This window comes from Sulfitobacter sp. TMED3 (assembly GCF_002167505.1).
Taxonomy (GTDB): Bacteria; Pseudomonadota; Alphaproteobacteria; order Rhodobacterales; family Rhodobacteraceae; genus Sulfitobacter; species Sulfitobacter pontiacus.
On sequence record NZ_NHBI01000033.1, the window covers coordinates 1 to 16,450 of the forward strand.

Genomic DNA, 16,450 nt, shown 5'->3' on the forward strand with positions numbered 1-16,450 from the left:
CGTGACGCCTTCGCGTCCGAGACGACGCGTCACCTGTGGCTGGCCTTCGGGTCGCTTGGCATGGCGGGGCTGATCGGCTTTCCCATCGGCGTTCTGAGCCACCGCAAGCCCGCGCTGCGCAGCGCGATTCTGCCGGTGCTGAGCTTTCTGCAAACCATCCCCTCGCTCGCCATGTTCGGGCTGATGATCCCCTTGCTGGGCTGGGTCGGTGCCACCGTGCCCGGTGCGCGCAGCATTGGCATCGCGGGCATCGGATTTGCGCCGGCCTTTGTTGCACTGGTGCTCTATTCGCTGCTGCCCGTCGTGGGAAACACCGTGGCCGGTCTGGCCGCCACGCCGCCGCAAGCCCTGAACGCCGCGCGCGGAATCGGCATGACGGCGGCGCAACGCCTGTGGCGCGTGGAACTGCCCATCGGCCTCCCCGTGATCCTCACCGGCCTGCGTATCGTGCTGGTCCAGAACATCGGGCTGGCGGTCATCGCGGGGCTGATCGGCGGCGGCGGCTTTGGCACATTCGTGTTCCAAGGGCTGAACCAGACCGCGACAGACCTGATCCTGTTGGGCGCGCTGCCCACGGTCGCGCTGGCCCTGACGGCGGCCATCGTGATGGATATTCTGGTCGACCTGACCCGCCGCCTCCCCAAGGAGACCCCATGATAGAGATCGACAATATCACCAAAATCTACGACAGCGCCCGCGCCGTCGATGACGTGTCGATGACCATAGATACCGGCACGATCACCGTTATCGTGGGCACATCCGGCTCGGGCAAGACAACGCTTTTGCGGCTGATCAACCGGCTGGAAGAGCCCACCTCGGGAGAGGTGCGGATCAACGGGCAATCAACCCTCGACGTCAAACCGCATATCCTGCGGCGGCGGATCGGATATGCCATTCAGGGGCACGGGCTGTTCCCGCATCACACGGTCGCGCGCAATATCGGCGCGGTGCCGCAATTGCTGGGCTGGCCCCGTGACAAGATCGACGCCCGCGTGGACGAACTGCTTGATCTCTTCTCGATGGCACCGCAAGAGTTCCGCCACCGCTACCCCTCTGAACTGTCGGGCGGGCAACAACAACGGGTCGGCGTGGCACGGGCTCTGGCCTCGCGCCCTGATCTGATCCTCATGGATGAACCCTTTGGCGCGCTCGACCCGATCATCCGCACCCGCGCGCAAGAGGATCTGCGCCGCATCCAGCAGACGCTCGGCTCCACCATCATCCTCGTGACCCATGATATGGAGGAAGCCATTCGTCTGGGCGACCGCGTGGCGGTGATGGATGGCGGCAAGCTGGTGCAACATGCCACCCCGGCAGAGATCATCACCCACCCCGCGACCGATTTTGTCGCCGATATGGTGGGCGATGTCGAACGCCCGCTGCGGCTGCTTTCCCTCACCCCGCTGGCAGAGGTAATTGAAGACGGCCCCGCCAACGGCGCGCCCCTACCCCGCGAGGCAAATCTGCGCGACGCGCTGTCGGCCTGCCTGTGGACAGGACGCAGCGCCGTGCCGATCACCGATAAGGGCAAGATCATCGGCCGTGTGACGCTGGACGCGATCCGCGCCCGCGCCGAGGTGCACGCATGACAGCGGGCAACCTGCTACGCGCCGGTTTGCTGGCGCTGCTGCTCGCTCTGGTCCTACAGCCCGATTGGTTCGCGCCGCTCTTTGCGCCGCTGGCCCCGGCGGGCGGACCGGTCATTTACGCGCGCAGCTCTTTGCTCTCGCTCTCGCTCAGCCATTTGGGGCTGGTGGCCCTTGCCTCTGTCGCGGCGACGCTGGTGGCGGTGACGCTGGCGATCTTTGTCACCCGTCCTGTGGGCGCGTCCTTCCTGCCGCTGTCGCGCACGATCACCAATATCGGTCAGACCTTCCCCCCCGTCGCGGTGCTGGCGCTTGCCGTGCCTGCCTTGGGGTTCGGGGCGGGGCCGACGCTGGTGGCGCTGTTTCTCTATGGGCTGCTCCCGATTTTCGAAAATGCGATCACCGCCCTGTCGACCCTGCCCCCCGCCACGATGGAGGCCGCACGCGGCATGGGGCTGAACCGCTGGCAACGCCTGTGGCGGGTGGAGCTTCCCCTCGCCCTGCCCGTGATCCTGACCGGCATCCGCCTGTCCGTCGTCATCGCCCTTGGCACCGCCACCATCGGCTCCACCGTTGCCGCACGCACCCTGGGCGAAGTCATCATCGCCGGGCTGCTGACCAACAATACCGCCTATGTGCTGCAAGGCGGGTTGATCGTGGGCCTTTTTGCGGTGCTGATTTATGACGCGATGGCCCAGCTTGAACGTTACCTGAGCCGTCGCATGGGGGGGTAAACCGCGCCGAGTGGAAGCGCGCCGATCCGCCGCCCGCGCAATTGCGCCCCCTGTCCAAGACTTGTATCACACCCCCTATGATCCGACAGCTTGCCCCCTTTGTTCTCACCCTCTGGGCCGCGCCGCTGGCCGCGCACCCCCATGTGTTTATCGACACGCAGCTCTCGCTTGTCGCCGACGATCAAGGGCAACTGACCCATGTACGGGTGACCTGGCAATATGACGCGCTCTATTCCTTGCTGGTGACCGAGGATATGGGCCTTGATGCCGACGGAGATGGGGCGCTCACGGAAACGGAGCTTGCGACGCTGAACGGCTTTGACATGCAGTGGGTCGACGGGTTCAACGGCGATCTGGTCCTCAGCGCGAAGGCGAACACCATCGCGCTGTCCGGCCCGACCGAGATTGCGACGCAGTTTGATAACGGACAGATCACCACGATGCACACCCGCGCGCTGGAAACCGCAGTCCCCGCGGGGACAGCGATCACGATCAAACCCTATGATGCGACCTATTACACCGCCTATGATATCACGACCGCAATAGACACCACGCGCGCGCCGACCTGTCGCGCCCGCGTCGCCATGCCCGACGTCACCGCCACGATGGAGGCGCTGCAACAACAGCTTGCCCAGCTGGATGCCCAGACCGATCCTTCCGACGCGGGTCTGCCGGATATCGGCGCGCAAATGGCACCCACGGTGAATGTGACATGCGCCGCGCCCTGACCGTGATCGCTTTGGGCGTGGTCATCGCCCTTGCCGCGCTTTGGTGGACCGGCGGCTTTGACCGGCTGGCGCAATGGGCTGCCGCGCATCAACGCGCGTTTCAAAACAGCATCGCCCTCTCGCTTCGCGCCGTGCGTGCGGGCCAGCCAGAGGCGGTAACCGCCCTGCTTTCCGCCTGTTTCGCCTATGGCGTGGTGCATGCCGCAGGCCCCGGTCACGGCAAGGTGTTGATCGGCGGCTATGGCGCGGCCAAGGCTGTGCCGATGCTGCGCCTGTCAGTGATTGCGCTGCTGTCGTCGCTGGGTCAGGCCGTGACGGCGGTGGCTCTGGTCTATACCGGCGTGAGCCTGTTGCACTTGGGGCGCGAGCGTATGATTTCGCTGACAGAGGCGATTATGGCCCCCGTCAGCTATGGCGCGATTGCCTGTGTCGGGCTGTGGCTGTTCTGGCGGGGCCTGCGCCATTTCCGCGCGACGCTTCCCGCGCCGCAAGATCATCACCACCATCACCACGATCACCATCATCACCATCATCACGACCATGAAGGTATCTGCGCCACCTGTGGCCATGCGCATGGCCCCACCGCTGAACAGGTTCGACAGGCAACCACCCTGCGCGAGACGCTGCTGCTGATCGGATCTATCGCGGTGCGGCCCTGTACGGGGGCGTTGTTCGTGTTGATCATCACGCTTCAGATGGGGATCGCAGGCGTCGGGATTGCCGGTGCTTTCGCGATGGCCTTTGGCACCGCGACCATCACCATCGCCGTGGGTCTGGGGGCCGGTGCGTTGCGCGGCGGCGTGCTCGCCGGATGGGCGAGCACCCCCCGTGCAGCCCAGATCGCCGCCCTGATCGAGCTTGCCTCGGGGCTTGGTGTGGCCCTGTTGGCGGGCGGATTGCTGCTGCGGGCGATCTGAGGTTACCCGCTCGACAAGCGGGACGGTCAAAACTATCTATAATCCATGACCCAACCTAGATCAGAGACCCACTCCGCCCGGATTGCGCGCATATTGGCCGACCGCATCATCTCGGGGCAGTTGGCACCGGGCGCACGGTTGCGGCAAGACCACATCGCGCAGGAATTCGGCGCAAGCCATGTGCCCGTGCGCGAAGCCTTTCGCCTGCTAGAGACACAATCACTTGCAGAAAGCCTGCCAAGACGCGGATTTCGCGTCACTTTCTTCGATATGGCAGAGTTGCGGGAGGTCGCCGAAATGCGCGCCAGCCTCGAAGCGCTCGCCCTGCGGCACGCCGCACCCAACCTGACGCCCGACATCCTCGCCAAGGCGCATAAGGCCAACCTCCAAGGCGACAGCGCCCAGAATGTACATGAATGGGAAGAGGCAAACCGCTGTTTTCACAGATTAATTCTTGAACCCTGCCAGATGCCGCGGCTGATGCGGTCGATTGACGACCTGCAAGCGGCAAGCGCGCGGTTCATTCTGCGGGCGTGGCGGACAAATTGGGAAGCCCGCACCGATCACGACCACCGTCTGATCCTCGACGCGCTGCGCAAAGGTCAGATGGATCTGGCCTGCACCACGCTCTCGCGCCACGTGGGGTGGATCGGCAAGCGCAGTCGCACCCTTAAAAACCAAAGCGGTTCAGGCACTTCCGAGTTTTTCAGATAATTATCTATAATCTGAATTGCCAGACGCCGCATCCTTCGTCCTACTGGGATAGACCTTGAAAGCTATCACTCGGAGGAAACCAGATGGCACTTGCGATTACATCCCTACCCCGTAACCCGTCCTTCGCGCAGGGGCTTGGCCTCGCGCTGGCCGGTGCCGCGCTGATCACGCTGGGGGCCAAGGTCCAGATCCCGTTCTGGCCGGTGCCCATGACGCTGCACACGCTATCGGTCTTTCTTGTCGCCCTCACCCTTGGCCCGCGTCTGGGGCTGGCGGCGATGGCGGCCTATCTTGGGGCCGGTGCAGCGGGGCTTCCGGTGTTCTCCGGCACGCCTGAACGCGGCATCGGGCTTAGCTATATGGTCGGGCCGACGGGCGGCTATCTGCTGGGCTATCTTGTGGCGGCGGGTCTGACCGGCTGGCTGGCGATGGGGCGCGGCTGGATCGGGCGCGTGCTGGCGATGCTGGCGGGGCTGACCGTGGTCTATGCCGGTGGTCTGGCGTGGCTGGCGCTGTTCGTGCCCGCACCCAAGCTGCTGGCTGCAGGACTGACCCCCTTCTTGCTGGGCGATGTGGTCAAGGTGCTGCTGGTGGCGACACTGCTGTCGGGCCTGTCGCGGCTGAAAGGGCGTGATCAATGATCCGTACAGACTGGACCCTTGACGAAGCGGCAGCGATCCACGCGCTGCCCTTCCCCGACCTGATCCATCAAGCGCAAACGCTGCACCGTGCGCATTTCGACCCCACGGCCATCGAAACCGCCAGCCTGCTGAGCATCAAGACCGGCGGCTGCCCCGAGGATTGCGGCTATTGTTCACAATCGGCGCATTACGACACCGGCGTCAAAGCGACCAAGCTGATGGGCGCGGAGGAGGTCATCGCCGCTGCCAAACGCGCCAAGGATGCGGGCGCGCAGCGGTTCTGCATGGGGGCTGCATGGCGCAGCCCCAAGGACCGCGACATGGACAAGCTGACCGATATGGTGCGCGGCGTGGCCGATCTGGGACTCGAGACCTGCATGACGTTGGGGATGCTGTCGCCCGAACAGGTGACCAAGCTAAAAGAGGCCGGGCTCGATTTCTACAACCACAACATCGATACCTCGCCCGAGTATTACGCCGAGATCGCGTCGACGCGCACGATGGAAGACCGCCTTGAAACGGTGGAGCATGTGCGCAAGGGCGGGATCAAGGTCTGCTGCGGCGGTATCCTTGGCATGGGCGAGGCAGAAGCGGACCGGATCAGCATGCTGGTCACCCTCGCCACGCTGCCCAGCCACCCAGACAGCGTGCCGGTGAACCTGTGGAACGCGGTCAAAGGCGTGCCGGTGCAGGGAAAATCCGAAAAGGTCGACCCTTTTGCGCTGGTCCGGCTGGTGGCCTTGGCGCGTATCCTGATGCCCGCCTCGGTCGTGCGCCTCTCCGCAGGCCGCACGGGGATGAGCGACGAGCTGCAATCGCTGTGCTTTCTGGCGGGGGCGAATTCGATCTTCGTGGGTAACCAGTTGCTGACCACCGAAAACCCCGCCACGTGGAAGGACAACGACCTGCTGCAACGGCTCGGCATGCATGTGGCACCCGCCAAGCCCGCGCCCAGATCGGCCAAGATCGCGGCGCAGTAGATCCGCCCCTGACACGTGCAAAAGCCCGGCCTGATATCCTCGGGCCGGGCTTATCGTATCGGACGACAGCGTGGTGTCAGGCGAAGATGATCACCGACTGCATGCCGTCCGCGACCATATCCCCATCCGTATTCCAGACCCGCATGACCTGAGAGCTATAGCCGCCGTTACCGGCGGTCAGCTGCGTCTCCATCATATACCAGCCGTCGCGGGTATTGGCGTGATCGGACAGCAGGTTGATGATCCAGTTCATTGATGAATTCGGCCCCGGTCGCGTCATCATCGGGAAGGCCGCAGGGGGCAGCACGTCGCCAATGGCTATCAGCCCCTCAAGCGTCCCCCACATCGCCGGATCACGGTGCCGCGCCCAAATCCGGACAAAGCCGCGATCCGCACCGGAGAACGGCAGGCTGCCCTCGATCAGCTTGACCTCGAAGTTGACAAAGAACCGCACCGGCGGGCGTTTCAGCGCGGGCGGGAAGTAGGAGGGCGTGTCGTCCGGCCCTTGGGGGGCGGCGGGCGCGGTATGGCCCACGTTCAACTGACTTTCCTGCGCATGCCCGAAAGAAAACGTGCCCGTCGCCGCGACCTTGCCGTCGATCTCGGCGCGGGTGGCGATGGTGGTGATGTTGCGCCCTTCGCGCAGCACCTCTGCATGGATCGTGGGCGGCTGCGACACGGGCGCGGTAAAGTTGATCAGCGCCGACCGCAGCGCGGGCAGATCGGGGCGGTCCCGACGCGCCGCGTTGACCAGCAAGGCACCGGTAAATCCGCCAAAGGCCGTACGCCCCTGCGCCCAGTTCTCTGGCACCTGATAGCGCGGCGCGGTGCCGTCCTGCTCTGCTGTGGCCAATACCTCGGCCAGGGTCACATCTGTCATGTCGGGTCCTTTATACGTCTGTCACCGCGCGCGGGCGCGCTGTAGCCCAATCGATGCCCGCAAAGCCAAGGGCGCGCAAGACACCCTGCCCCTGAAACGCCACGTCACCCACAACGCACCCCCGCGGCAAAAAATCCTTTGGCAGGATCGAATAGAGGTGTTGACGCCCAATCACTATTTCACATATTCATGAAATATGGAATCACTACTCACAGATCGACTCGCCACCCTGAGCCACCCGCAGCGGCTGGCCGTGTTTCGGCTGCTGATGCGGCGCTATCCGGATGCCTTGCCTGCGGGGGAAATCGCGCAGGTACTGGCGCTGAAATCCAGCACGGCGTCGGTATATCTGTCTGCGCTGACGCAAGTCGGGCTGATCTCGCAGCGGCGCGACGGGACGCGGCTCTTGTATACCATCAACCTTGATGCGGCGGGCGAGGTCGTATCGGGGTTGTTCGTGGATTGTTGTCGGGGGCGCGCCGATCTCTGCCCGCCCCCGTTCTCTGACCTCATTAACAGGACGCAGATGATGACCCAGACAAAATTCAACGTGCTTTTCGTATGTACCGGCAACTCCGCCCGTTCCATCTTTGCAGAGACGATCCTGCGGGACATGGCGGGCGACTGGTTCACTGCCTATTCCGCGGGCACCCTGCCCCGGTCCGAGCTTAACCCCCTTGCGGTCGAGATGCTGCAAGCCAAGGGCCACAGCATCGATGCGCTGCGGTCCAAACATATCTCTGAATTCCAGACCGCCGATGCGCCGCAGATGGATTTCGTCTTTACCGTCTGTGACCACGCCGCAAACGAGGAATGTCCCACCTGGCCCGGCCAGCCCGTGTCGGGGCATTGGGGCATGCCCGACCCCGTCAAAGCCGAAGGGACAGAAGCGGAACGCCGGCTGGCCTTCCAACAGACATATGGCGCGCTGCACAACCGGCTGCTGGCCTTTACCGCCCTGCCTTTCGACGCGCTGGACCGCGCTGCCTTGCAAAAACGGGTCGATGCCATCGGGGCCGACCCAGTGACCACAGGATAAACCACCATGACAACCTATGCTTTGAACGGCCTTGGCCGCATCGGAAAACTCGCCCTGCGGCCCTTGTTGGAACAAGGGGCCAAGATCGCCTTTATCAACGATGCGGTTGGCGACCCCGAGATGCACGCCCATCTGCTCGAATTTGATTCCGTCCACGGGCGCTGGCCTGCGACCTTCAGCGCAGAGGAACATGCGATCACCATCGACGGCACGCGTATCCCCGTGACCAGCACCAAATCGATCACAGATCTGCCGCTGGAGGGGGTGGATGTGGTGATCGACTGCACCGGTGCGTTCAAGACAGAGGCCAAGCTTGCCCCCTATTTCGAGGCGGGCGTGAAAAAGGTTGTTGTCTCTGCCCCCGTCAAGGACGGGCCGACGGCGAATATCGTCTATGGCGTGAACGACGACAGCTATGATCCAGCCGCGCACAGCATCGTCACCGCGGCGAGCTGCACCACCAACTGCCTCGCCCCCGTCGTCAAAGTCCTGCTGGAAGGGATCGGGATCAAACACGGGTCGATCACCACGATCCATGACGTGACCAACACGCAAACCATCGTGGACCGCCCCGCCAAGGACATGCGCCGCGCCCGATCCGCGCTGACCAACCTGATCCCCACTACCACAGGGTCGGCCACGGCGATCACGTTGATCTATCCGGAACTGACCGGCAAGCTGAACGGCCACGCCGTGCGGGTGCCCCTGCTGAATGCGTCGATCACCGATTGTGTGTTCGAGGTGGAGCGTGAGACGAGTGTGGAAGAGGTCAACGCCCTATTCAAAACCGCCGCCGAGGGGCCGCTAAAGGGCATTCTGGGCTTTGAGGAACGCCCGCTTGTGTCGTCGGATTACACCAATGACACCCGCAGCGGGATCGTGGATGCGCCGTCGACGATGGTGGTGAATGGTACGCAGGTCAAAATCTATGCGTGGTATGACAATGAAATGGGCTATGCGCACCGTCTGGTGGATGTGGCGCTGATGGTGGGCGGCAAGCTGTGACACGCCCTGCCGGTTTTACCGCCTATATCACTGTCACCGCCGCCTATTGGGCCTTTATGCTGACCGACGGCGCGCTGCGGATGCTGGTGCTGCTGCATTTTCACACGCTCGGCTTCTCTCCGGTACAGCTGGCCTATCTGTTTGTGCTCTACGAGATCGCGGGCGTGGTCACCAACCTGTCGGCGGGCTGGATCGCGGCGCGCTTCGGGCTGACCTCGACGCTCTATGCGGGGCTGTCGTTGCAAGTGGTCGCGCTGCTGGCGTTGACACAGCTTGATCCGGCATGGAGCGTCGCCGCCTCGGTCGTCTTTGTCATGCTGGTGCAAGGGCTGTCGGGCGTGGCCAAGGATCTGGCCAAGATGAGCTCTAAATCCGCGGTCAAGCTGCTGGCCCCCACCACGGGGGGCGGCTTGTTCCGCTGGGTCGCACTGCTGACCGGATCAAAAAACGCGGTCAAGGGCGCTGGCTTTCTGCTGGGAGCGGGGATGCTGGCGCTGCTGGGGTTCGTGCCGTCGGCGCTGGTGATGGCGGCGATCCTGTTTGTGATCCTGATCGGCGTCATCATCGGTATGCCCGCGGGCCTGCCCGTGGGGCGCAAGGATGCCAAGTTCACCGAAGTCCTGTCCAAGAACCGCAATATCAACTGGCTGAGCGCCGCACGGCTGTTCCTTTTCGGGGCGCGCGACGTTTGGTTTGTCGTGGGCATCCCGATCTATTTCTACGCCGTGCTCTCCGATGGCAGCGTCGAAAGCAAGCGGGAGGCTTTCTTTATGATCGGCAGCTTTATGGCGGTGTGGACGATCCTCTATGGGGCCGTGCAAGGCTGGGCCCCGAAGATACTGCGGGCCACAGGCCGGACCGAGGGCGACACGCTCGCGCAGGCCCGCCACTGGAACCTTGCGCTGGTCGTCGTGCCTGCCGTGCTTGCCGCGCTGGTCTGGATCACGCCTGCGCCATCCCCCGCGTTGACGGTCACGATTGTCCTCGGTTTGCTGGTGTTCGGTGCGATTTTCGCGGTGAATTCGGCGCTTCATTCCTATCTGATCCTCAGCTTCACGAATGCAAAGCGGGTCACGATGGATGTGGGGTTCTACTATATGTCCAACGCGGCCGGTCGGTTGGTAGGCACGCTTTTGTCAGGCTTCACCTATCAACTGGGGGGGCTGGCGCTGTGTCTTGGCACCGCGGCGCTGATGCTGGCGCTGAGCGCCTTGGGGACGGCACAGCTGCGCCCCTCGCAAACGTCATGAACTGCGGCGCGCGGGGATGTCCCCGCGCGCCCAATCTTAAGGGACCGCAACCACGCCGTTGCGGTTGTCCCGCCAGATCAGCGCGACAAGCGCGGCCGAGACGACCCCCGCGATCAGCGTCGTCGTCAGCCCCGGAAAGCTGAAGGCAAAGCCCGCGATCCCCAGGGGCAGGCGTAGCCAGGGCCGCACCATACCGACGCCCAGCAGATAGCCCTCAAGCCCGCCGGACAGCAGCGTGATGCCGATAATGATCGACGGCAGCACATAGATCAGCGGCGTCAGATCGCCCTGCAGCACCAGCGCAGGCTGAAACAGGAAGAACAGCGGCACAAAGTAGATCACCACCCCCAACCGCATCGCGGTGAAAGAGGTCAGCATCGGCTTGGCCCCCGCAATCGTCGCCGCCAGAAACGCCGCAGCCCCCACCGGAGGCGTGATCACCGACAGCATCGCGTAGTAGACGATGAAAAAGTGCACCGCGACCGTGTTCAACCCGCCGATTTCGATGATCGCGGGCGCCAGCGTCACCGCAAGGAAGATGTAGGCCACAATCGCAAGCCCCGCCATCCCCATGATAAAGCAGGCCAAAACCCCAAGCGCGATCACGAGATAGACGTTATCCCCGCCCAAAGCGACCAGCCCCGAGGTCATCGACCCCGTCACACCGGTGATGGTCAAGGCGCTGACCACGAATGCAATCGGCAGGATGATCGCTGCGGTCTGTGTGACCAGCGTGCCCACCTGACGCAGGGTTTCAAAGATGCGCGCAGGTGTCATCATGGTCTCGCGTTGCAGGAAGCTCAGCGCGATCATCAGCGCACTGGCATACCACGGGGCGTAATATTCCCACCGCATATAGAGCAGGCCCCAGACCAGAAAGATCATGACCAGCAGGAAAGGCCAGCCGCGCTTCATCACCTCGCGGGCCGAGGGCAGGTTTTCGGGTTTCATCCCCACCAGCCCCTTGCGCGCGGCATAGGCGTCGACTTGCAGGATCAGGCCAAAGTAGAACAACACCGACGGCAGGATCGCGGCCACCATCACGGTCGCGTAGTCCACACCGATGGTGATCGCCATGACAAAGGCAATCGCCCCCATCACCGGCGGCATCACCACCCCGCCGGTCGAGGCGCAGGCCTCGATCGCGCCAGCGTAATGAGGCGGGTAGCCGACCTTTTTCATGGTCGGAATGGTGATCGACCCGGTGCCCGCGATGTTCGAGAAAATCGACCCCGACAGCGACCCGAAAAAGGCGCTGGCCACGATCGATACTTTCGCTGGACCGCCGCGGTACTTGCCAAAGCCCGCATTGGCCAGATCGATAAAGAACTGCCCCGCCCCCGTGGCGATCAGCACGCCCGCAAAGACCAGAAAGCCCAGCACGATCTCGGCCACGATCTTGGTGGTGATGCCCATCAACCCTTCGGTTCGGAAGACATGCGCCTCGATCATGCGTTCAAACGTATAGGGGATGCCCATCAGCAAACCGGGGAAATAATCGGCCACCAGCGGGTAAAGCCCCAGCACCAGCACCACGAGGAGAAAGGGGATGCCCCCCGACCGGCGCGCGACTTCAAGCATCAGCAGCCAAAGCACGACGCCCGCGTAAAAATTGGTCCAGCCCGCCTGCACGATCTCCCATGCGTACATCGAGAACCACATGCAGATACCAAAGCTCGCGGCTGCCGCCACGATGTCATAGATCGGCACATGGGTGTGCGATTTCACCGCTGGCAACGCGATGAACGCCGCCGCAACGAATGTGCCGATAAAGACCCAGTAGTATTGCCCTTCAAGCAGACGCCGCCCGCCGATGGGCACGCCGAATACATAGGCCAGCCCCATCCCGAGGCCAAAGGTACACAGCAGCACAAAAGCGATGCTGGTGAACGAGAATAATCCCCCCAGTCGCGTCGTCTCGGACGAGGGTTCGACAGCCGTTTCAGCCGCCGGAGAGTGTTGTGTTGCTGACATGGATGATCCTGAAAATATGGGCGCTGTGGCAGTGTCTTAGGAGGACGGAGCACGCTGTGCTCCGCCGTGTCTTATGCCGTCGATGACGGTCCGGCGCGGCGTTACAGGCGCGAGCGGAACGGCTCCAGCCCGTCGGTGTGCTTGGCCAGAATGTCGAGATACTCCTGGTTCTCGAAATTCATCTCGACGCCCTGCTCCATCGCCTCTTTCATGCCGGCGCTGCGTGCCGCGATCCACGCGTCCATCTTCTCGATGGCCTCGGTGTTCCAGGCATCGTCTTCTTCGGTCCACGCCCCGATTTCACGCAGGTATTTCACCGTGCCTTCGTGCACAGGGATCGGGTTGGCATCCAGGAAGTTGCGGAAATGCTCCAGCGACATGCGGGTCGCCAGCGCGTGGGATCCTTTGTAGCTGTCGTGGGACTCATTGATCCACTTCGCCATGTTATAGACGAAGTCCTCTTCAGCGGTGACCGGCACGGCATAGACGAAGTTCGACGTCATGGACTCGACACCCTTGGCGGTGCTCACCCCCATAGAGATGGTCGAGGGGATCGTCATGGGGCGGTAGCTGAGGTAGGCATTCCAGCCTTCTTTGTTGGCGGGATCCATCGGCAGCCAGCGGATGCTGCCCGGTGCGCCTTCCATTTCGGACAGGACGGAAGAGATCGGCGAGCAATAGGCCACGTCGGACTTCCCCTCGACGACGGAACGACAGTTTTCACCGTAGCTGGAGGCCGGGACGAATTCGATCTTTTCCTGTGCTTCCTCGGGCGTCATGCCGATAAAGGCAGGCAGGGCCTGGGTGATCGCCGCGACGATTGCGGGCGAGAACACACCCGAGGTGACCCGCACGCCGCCTTTGCCGATATCTTCAAGGCTTTGCAGATCGGAATCGCCAGCCACAACAAAGCCCCAAGGCGTGTCGTTATGGTGCCACAAGATCCGCTGCGGCATGGGTTTCGCCGAGGCGTAACCGCCGCCCCCTTCCGCTTGCAACGCCATTTCCGACGCGGAAACCGACGCGATCGCGATATCTTCGCGGTCGGTCAAACGTTTGTAGCGCATGGGCTCGCTGTCTTCGGGAACGATCCGCACGGTGGTGCCGGTTTCCTTTTGCAACGCAGGCCCCCAACCGTTGGTCGAGGCAAAGCTGCCTGTCGACGTGCCCGGTGTGGCAATCACGAGCATGCGCGGCCACTCATACTCCTGCGCCATCGCGATACCCGAAAGCGCCATTGATACCGCAAAGGATCCGACAGCGGCCTTGGCAAAACGTGTCATATTCTTCATGTGGTCTCTCTCCCTGTTGTACATCTTTGGATTGTTCAGGATCGCAGGATCACAGGCACCGCAAAAGCTGCGGATGCCCATGCGCAGGACGCAGATGTGATCTTTGCAGATGTCACGCAGCACCTCCCAATGCTTGTCGCGACGCGTCCGGTACGACCCGTAAAAACGGGCCAGAAAACGCATCCTCCCGAGTGTCGGCCCCCTCCTCCCGAGGGTATCCGACTCAATCTGTCAATCAGCCTAGGGGCAAGATATTTCGATGCCAATACCGCAGAACAGAACTTGATACCGCAGCCGCGCGGGGTCTTTGCGCGATCACCCCTAGTTTGCTGATGCCAAAGGGTTAACACCGCAGAATATGGGAAATGTGACGTTACGTTGCTTTGGGTTACGAGGCGTTGTTTCGGCTGACAATCGTCAGGAGGGCTGTCCAAACCGCGCCCGATTTGCCCAAAATATCGCCACCTTTGGTTGAATATTTTGCGGCTTGCACCGTTTGTCGAACTTGGCTACGCCTAAGGTAACGACGCTGCACGCCCCCACAGGGGCCGCAGTTCAAACATCTATCCGTCGGGGTGCCCTAGGGGGCTGAGAGGTGCGTGCACCGACCCGTCGAACCTGATCCGGGCAATACCGGCGTAGGGAACGGGTATCTTTGTGCAACGGCCTTGGGTCCACGCCACAAAGCTCATTCTTGCGTCTGCTTGCCCACCACCGAGAGGCGAGCATGTGACCAAGACGACCCCCATTTCCCTGACCATTGCCGGATCCGACAGCGGCGGCGGTGCCGGTATTCAGGCCGATATCAAGGCGATGTCGGCCAATAATGTCTATGCTGCCAGCGTGATCACCGCCGTGACCGCGCAGAACACACGCAGCGTCAGCGCGGTACACGAGATCCCCCCCCCCATCGTCGCGGCCCAGATCGATGCGGTGCTGTCCGATCTTTCGGTGCAGTCGATCAAACTGGGCATGCTGTTTTCTCCGCAGATTATTCAGGCGGTGGCCGCTGCGCTCTGCGCGTTTCGGGGGGCCGTCGTGGTTGATCCGGTGATGATCGCAAAATCCGGCGATGCCCTGTTGCAAGAAGACGCCGTCGCAGCGTTGGTCACGGATATCCTGCCGCGCGCCGATCTGCTGACCCCCAACCTGCCCGAAGCCGCCCGCCTGTTGAACCAGCCCGAGGCCGACAGCGCCGACCAGATGGTCACGCAGGCCCGTGCGCTGCTAAAGATGGGCCCGAAGGCGGTGCTGATGAAGGGCGGCCATAGCGCGGGCAATATCTGTAGCGACGCGCTGGTCACCGCAGAGCGTGTCACATGGCTCAGCGCGCCGCGCATCGACACGCGCAATACCCACGGGACGGGATGCACCTACGCCGCGGCCATCGCCGCGGGGCTGGCCCACGGCAACCCCCTTGGCGCGGCGGTACAGGCCGCCCATGACTATCTGCACCGCGCCATCATCGCCGCGGATCAACTTGATATCGGCACGGGCCACGGGCCGGTGCATCACTTCCACGCGGTCTGGTCATGACGCAGGTCACCATCATCGGCGCGGGCGTCGCGGGGCTGTGTACCGCGCGTGTCTTGCTGGATCGTGGGATGCGCGTGCATGTGATCGACCGCGTCCACCAGCCCGGCCCGCAAGGGTGTTCTTGGTGGGCTGGCGGTATGCTCGCCCCGTTTTGCGAAGGTGAAAGCGCCGAGGAACCGGTGATCCGGCTGGGGAAAAGGGCCGCGGATTGGTGGGGGCAACACACCACATCGCTGCACCGACGCGGGTCGCTTGTGATCTCTCCGGCGCGGGACAGCAGCGATCTGACCCGCTTTGCGCGCCGCACGACAAGCCACCAAACCCTGACGGGCGCAGGGATCGCGGCGCTTGAACCAGACCTTGGCGACCGCTTTGCCAAAGCGCTCTATTTCCAGACCGAGGCCCACCTGTCGCCCCGCATTGCGCTGGCAGAGCTGTGGCGCGGGCTGGTGGCCGATGGGGCCAGTTTCGAACAGGGCGAGGCCGCCCCCGAAACGCTGGCGCAAGACGGCATCGTCGTTGATTGCCGCGGCTATCACGCGCGCGCCGATCTGCCCGATTTGCGCGGCGTGAAGGGGGAAATGGCGCTGCTGTCCTGCCCTGATATCGCGATCACCCGCCCCATCCGCGTGCTGCACCCACGTGTGCCGATCTACCTCGTGCCGCGCGGTGACGGGATTTACATGCTCGGGGCCACAATGGTCGAAGGCCGCGCCGGTGCCCATGCCAGCGTGCGGTCCGTGCTTGAACTGCTGAGCGCGGCCTACGCACTGTCCCCCGCCTTTGGCGAGGCCGAGATCCTAGAGATCGGCGTCGACAGCCGCCCCGCCTTCCCCGACAACCTGCCGCGCATCGAACGGCAGGGCAATCTGATCCGCGCCAACGGTCTGTATCGCCACGGTTTCCTGCTCGCCCCCGCGCTGGCGACCATGGTGGCCGACCTGATCCTTGACGCCAAAACACCGGAGATTTTCCATGAAACTACAGCTTAACGGTGCCCCGCTCGACAGCGACGCGCCCACGCTCGCCGCCCTGCTAGAGGCCGAAGGATTTGGCGGCGCGAAAGTCGCTACCGCCGTCAATGGCAGCTTTATCCCCGCCAGCCTGCGGGCCAGCCACCCCCTGTCCTCCGGCGACAGCATCGAAGTGCTCGCCCCCATGCAGGGAGGCTAAG

The 16,450-nt window shown here is 63.2% G+C and carries 17 protein-coding genes and 1 riboswitch; of the genes, 14 read left to right on the forward strand and 3 right to left on the reverse strand.

Annotated elements, in window-relative coordinates; all coding sequences use genetic code 11:
• The 8 genes from CBB63_RS09030 to bioB all read left to right on the forward strand — a co-directional run.
• The coding region (locus tag CBB63_RS09030) for an ABC transporter permease (RefSeq protein WP_286698902.1) at positions 1-657 on the forward strand (657 nt) is incomplete at its 5' end.
• Positions 654-1,589, forward strand: coding sequence for an ABC transporter ATP-binding protein (locus CBB63_RS09035; RefSeq protein ID WP_286698903.1), 936 nt, complete (start codon positions 654-656; stop codon positions 1,587-1,589). The genes CBB63_RS09030 and CBB63_RS09035, both read left to right, overlap by 4 nt.
• Positions 1,586-2,320, forward strand: coding sequence for an ABC transporter permease (locus CBB63_RS09040; protein ID WP_009826830.1), 735 nt, complete (start codon positions 1,586-1,588; stop codon positions 2,318-2,320). Before CBB63_RS09035 ends, CBB63_RS09040 begins: the two co-directional genes overlap by 4 nt.
• Before the next feature lie 77 nt (positions 2,321-2,397).
• On the forward strand, positions 2,398-3,048 hold the full coding sequence (locus CBB63_RS09045; protein ID WP_286698904.1) for a DUF1007 family protein: 651 nt from the start codon (positions 2,398-2,400) through the stop codon (positions 3,046-3,048).
• Entirely contained in the window at positions 3,033-3,965 is a 933-nt protein-coding gene (locus CBB63_RS09050; RefSeq protein WP_286698905.1) for a nickel/cobalt transporter, read from the forward strand. The genes CBB63_RS09045 and CBB63_RS09050 overlap by 16 nt, the downstream gene beginning before the upstream one ends.
• A 45-nt stretch (positions 3,966-4,010) precedes the next feature.
• On the forward strand, positions 4,011-4,679 hold the full coding sequence (locus CBB63_RS09055; RefSeq protein ID WP_083779643.1) for a GntR family transcriptional regulator: 669 nt from the start codon (positions 4,011-4,013) through the stop codon (positions 4,677-4,679).
• A gap of 83 nt (positions 4,680-4,762) precedes the next feature.
• The gene (locus tag CBB63_RS09060; protein ID WP_005853098.1) at positions 4,763-5,320 is read left to right on the forward strand and encodes a biotin transporter BioY; all 558 of its coding nucleotides are present in this window, start codon (positions 4,763-4,765) and stop codon (positions 5,318-5,320) included.
• Entirely contained in the window at positions 5,317-6,300 is a 984-nt protein-coding gene (bioB, locus tag CBB63_RS09065) for a biotin synthase BioB (RefSeq protein WP_286698906.1), read from the forward strand. The genes CBB63_RS09060 and bioB overlap by 4 nt, the downstream gene beginning before the upstream one ends.
• A 76-nt stretch (positions 6,301-6,376) precedes the next feature.
• Here the strand turns inward: bioB and CBB63_RS09070 are convergent, their stop codons facing one another.
• Positions 6,377-7,180, reverse strand: coding sequence for a thioesterase family protein (locus CBB63_RS09070; protein WP_286698907.1), 804 nt, complete (start codon positions 7,178-7,180; stop codon positions 6,377-6,379).
• A 196-nt stretch (positions 7,181-7,376) separates the two neighbouring features.
• Between CBB63_RS09070 and CBB63_RS09075 the strand changes: the two genes are divergently transcribed.
• The 3 genes from CBB63_RS09075 to arsJ are packed head-to-tail and all read left to right on the forward strand — an operon-like array spanning position 7,377 to position 10,474.
• Positions 7,377-8,219: an arsenate reductase/protein-tyrosine-phosphatase family protein gene (locus tag CBB63_RS09075; RefSeq protein ID WP_286698908.1), complete on the forward strand. Its 843-nt coding sequence runs from the start codon at positions 7,377-7,379 to the stop codon at positions 8,217-8,219.
• A 6-nt stretch (positions 8,220-8,225) separates the two neighbouring features.
• Complete coding sequence (locus CBB63_RS09080; protein ID WP_286698909.1) at positions 8,226-9,224, forward strand: ArsJ-associated glyceraldehyde-3-phosphate dehydrogenase; 999 nt, start codon at positions 8,226-8,228, stop codon at positions 9,222-9,224.
• A complete protein-coding gene (gene arsJ / locus CBB63_RS09085) occupies positions 9,221-10,474 on the forward strand; it encodes an organoarsenical effux MFS transporter ArsJ (protein ID WP_286698910.1) in 1,254 nt (417 codons plus the stop codon). The genes CBB63_RS09080 and arsJ overlap by 4 nt, the downstream gene beginning before the upstream one ends.
• A gap of 36 nt (positions 10,475-10,510) precedes the next feature.
• Here the strand turns inward: arsJ and CBB63_RS09090 are convergent, their stop codons facing one another.
• On the reverse strand, positions 10,511-12,448 hold the full coding sequence (locus tag CBB63_RS09090) for a TRAP transporter permease (RefSeq protein WP_286698911.1): 1,938 nt from the start codon (positions 12,446-12,448) through the stop codon (positions 10,511-10,513).
• A gap of 101 nt (positions 12,449-12,549) precedes the next feature.
• Positions 12,550-13,923 (reverse strand): TAXI family TRAP transporter solute-binding subunit, encoded by a 1,374-nt coding sequence (locus CBB63_RS09095; RefSeq protein WP_286698912.1) that lies wholly within the window; start codon positions 13,921-13,923, stop codon positions 12,550-12,552.
• 378 nt (positions 13,924-14,301) lie between these two features.
• Positions 14,302-14,402, forward strand: a riboswitch (TPP riboswitch).
• A 67-nt stretch (positions 14,403-14,469) separates the two neighbouring features.
• On the opposite strand from CBB63_RS09095, the gene thiD reads away from it, so the two are divergent.
• Genes thiD through thiS form a run of 3 tightly spaced genes read left to right on the forward strand, consistent with a single transcriptional unit; the run spans position 14,470 to position 16,449 of the window.
• Positions 14,470-15,276: a bifunctional hydroxymethylpyrimidine kinase/phosphomethylpyrimidine kinase gene (gene thiD / locus CBB63_RS09100; protein ID WP_286698913.1), complete on the forward strand. Its 807-nt coding sequence runs from the start codon at positions 14,470-14,472 to the stop codon at positions 15,274-15,276.
• Positions 15,273-16,268, forward strand: coding sequence for an FAD-dependent oxidoreductase (locus CBB63_RS09105; protein ID WP_286698914.1), 996 nt, complete (start codon positions 15,273-15,275; stop codon positions 16,266-16,268). The genes thiD and CBB63_RS09105 overlap by 4 nt, the downstream gene beginning before the upstream one ends.
• Positions 16,252-16,449 (forward strand): sulfur carrier protein ThiS, encoded by a 198-nt coding sequence (gene thiS / locus CBB63_RS09110; protein WP_005853074.1) that lies wholly within the window; start codon positions 16,252-16,254, stop codon positions 16,447-16,449. The genes CBB63_RS09105 and thiS overlap by 17 nt, the downstream gene beginning before the upstream one ends.
• The last annotated feature ends 1 nt before the right edge of the window (position 16,450 follow it).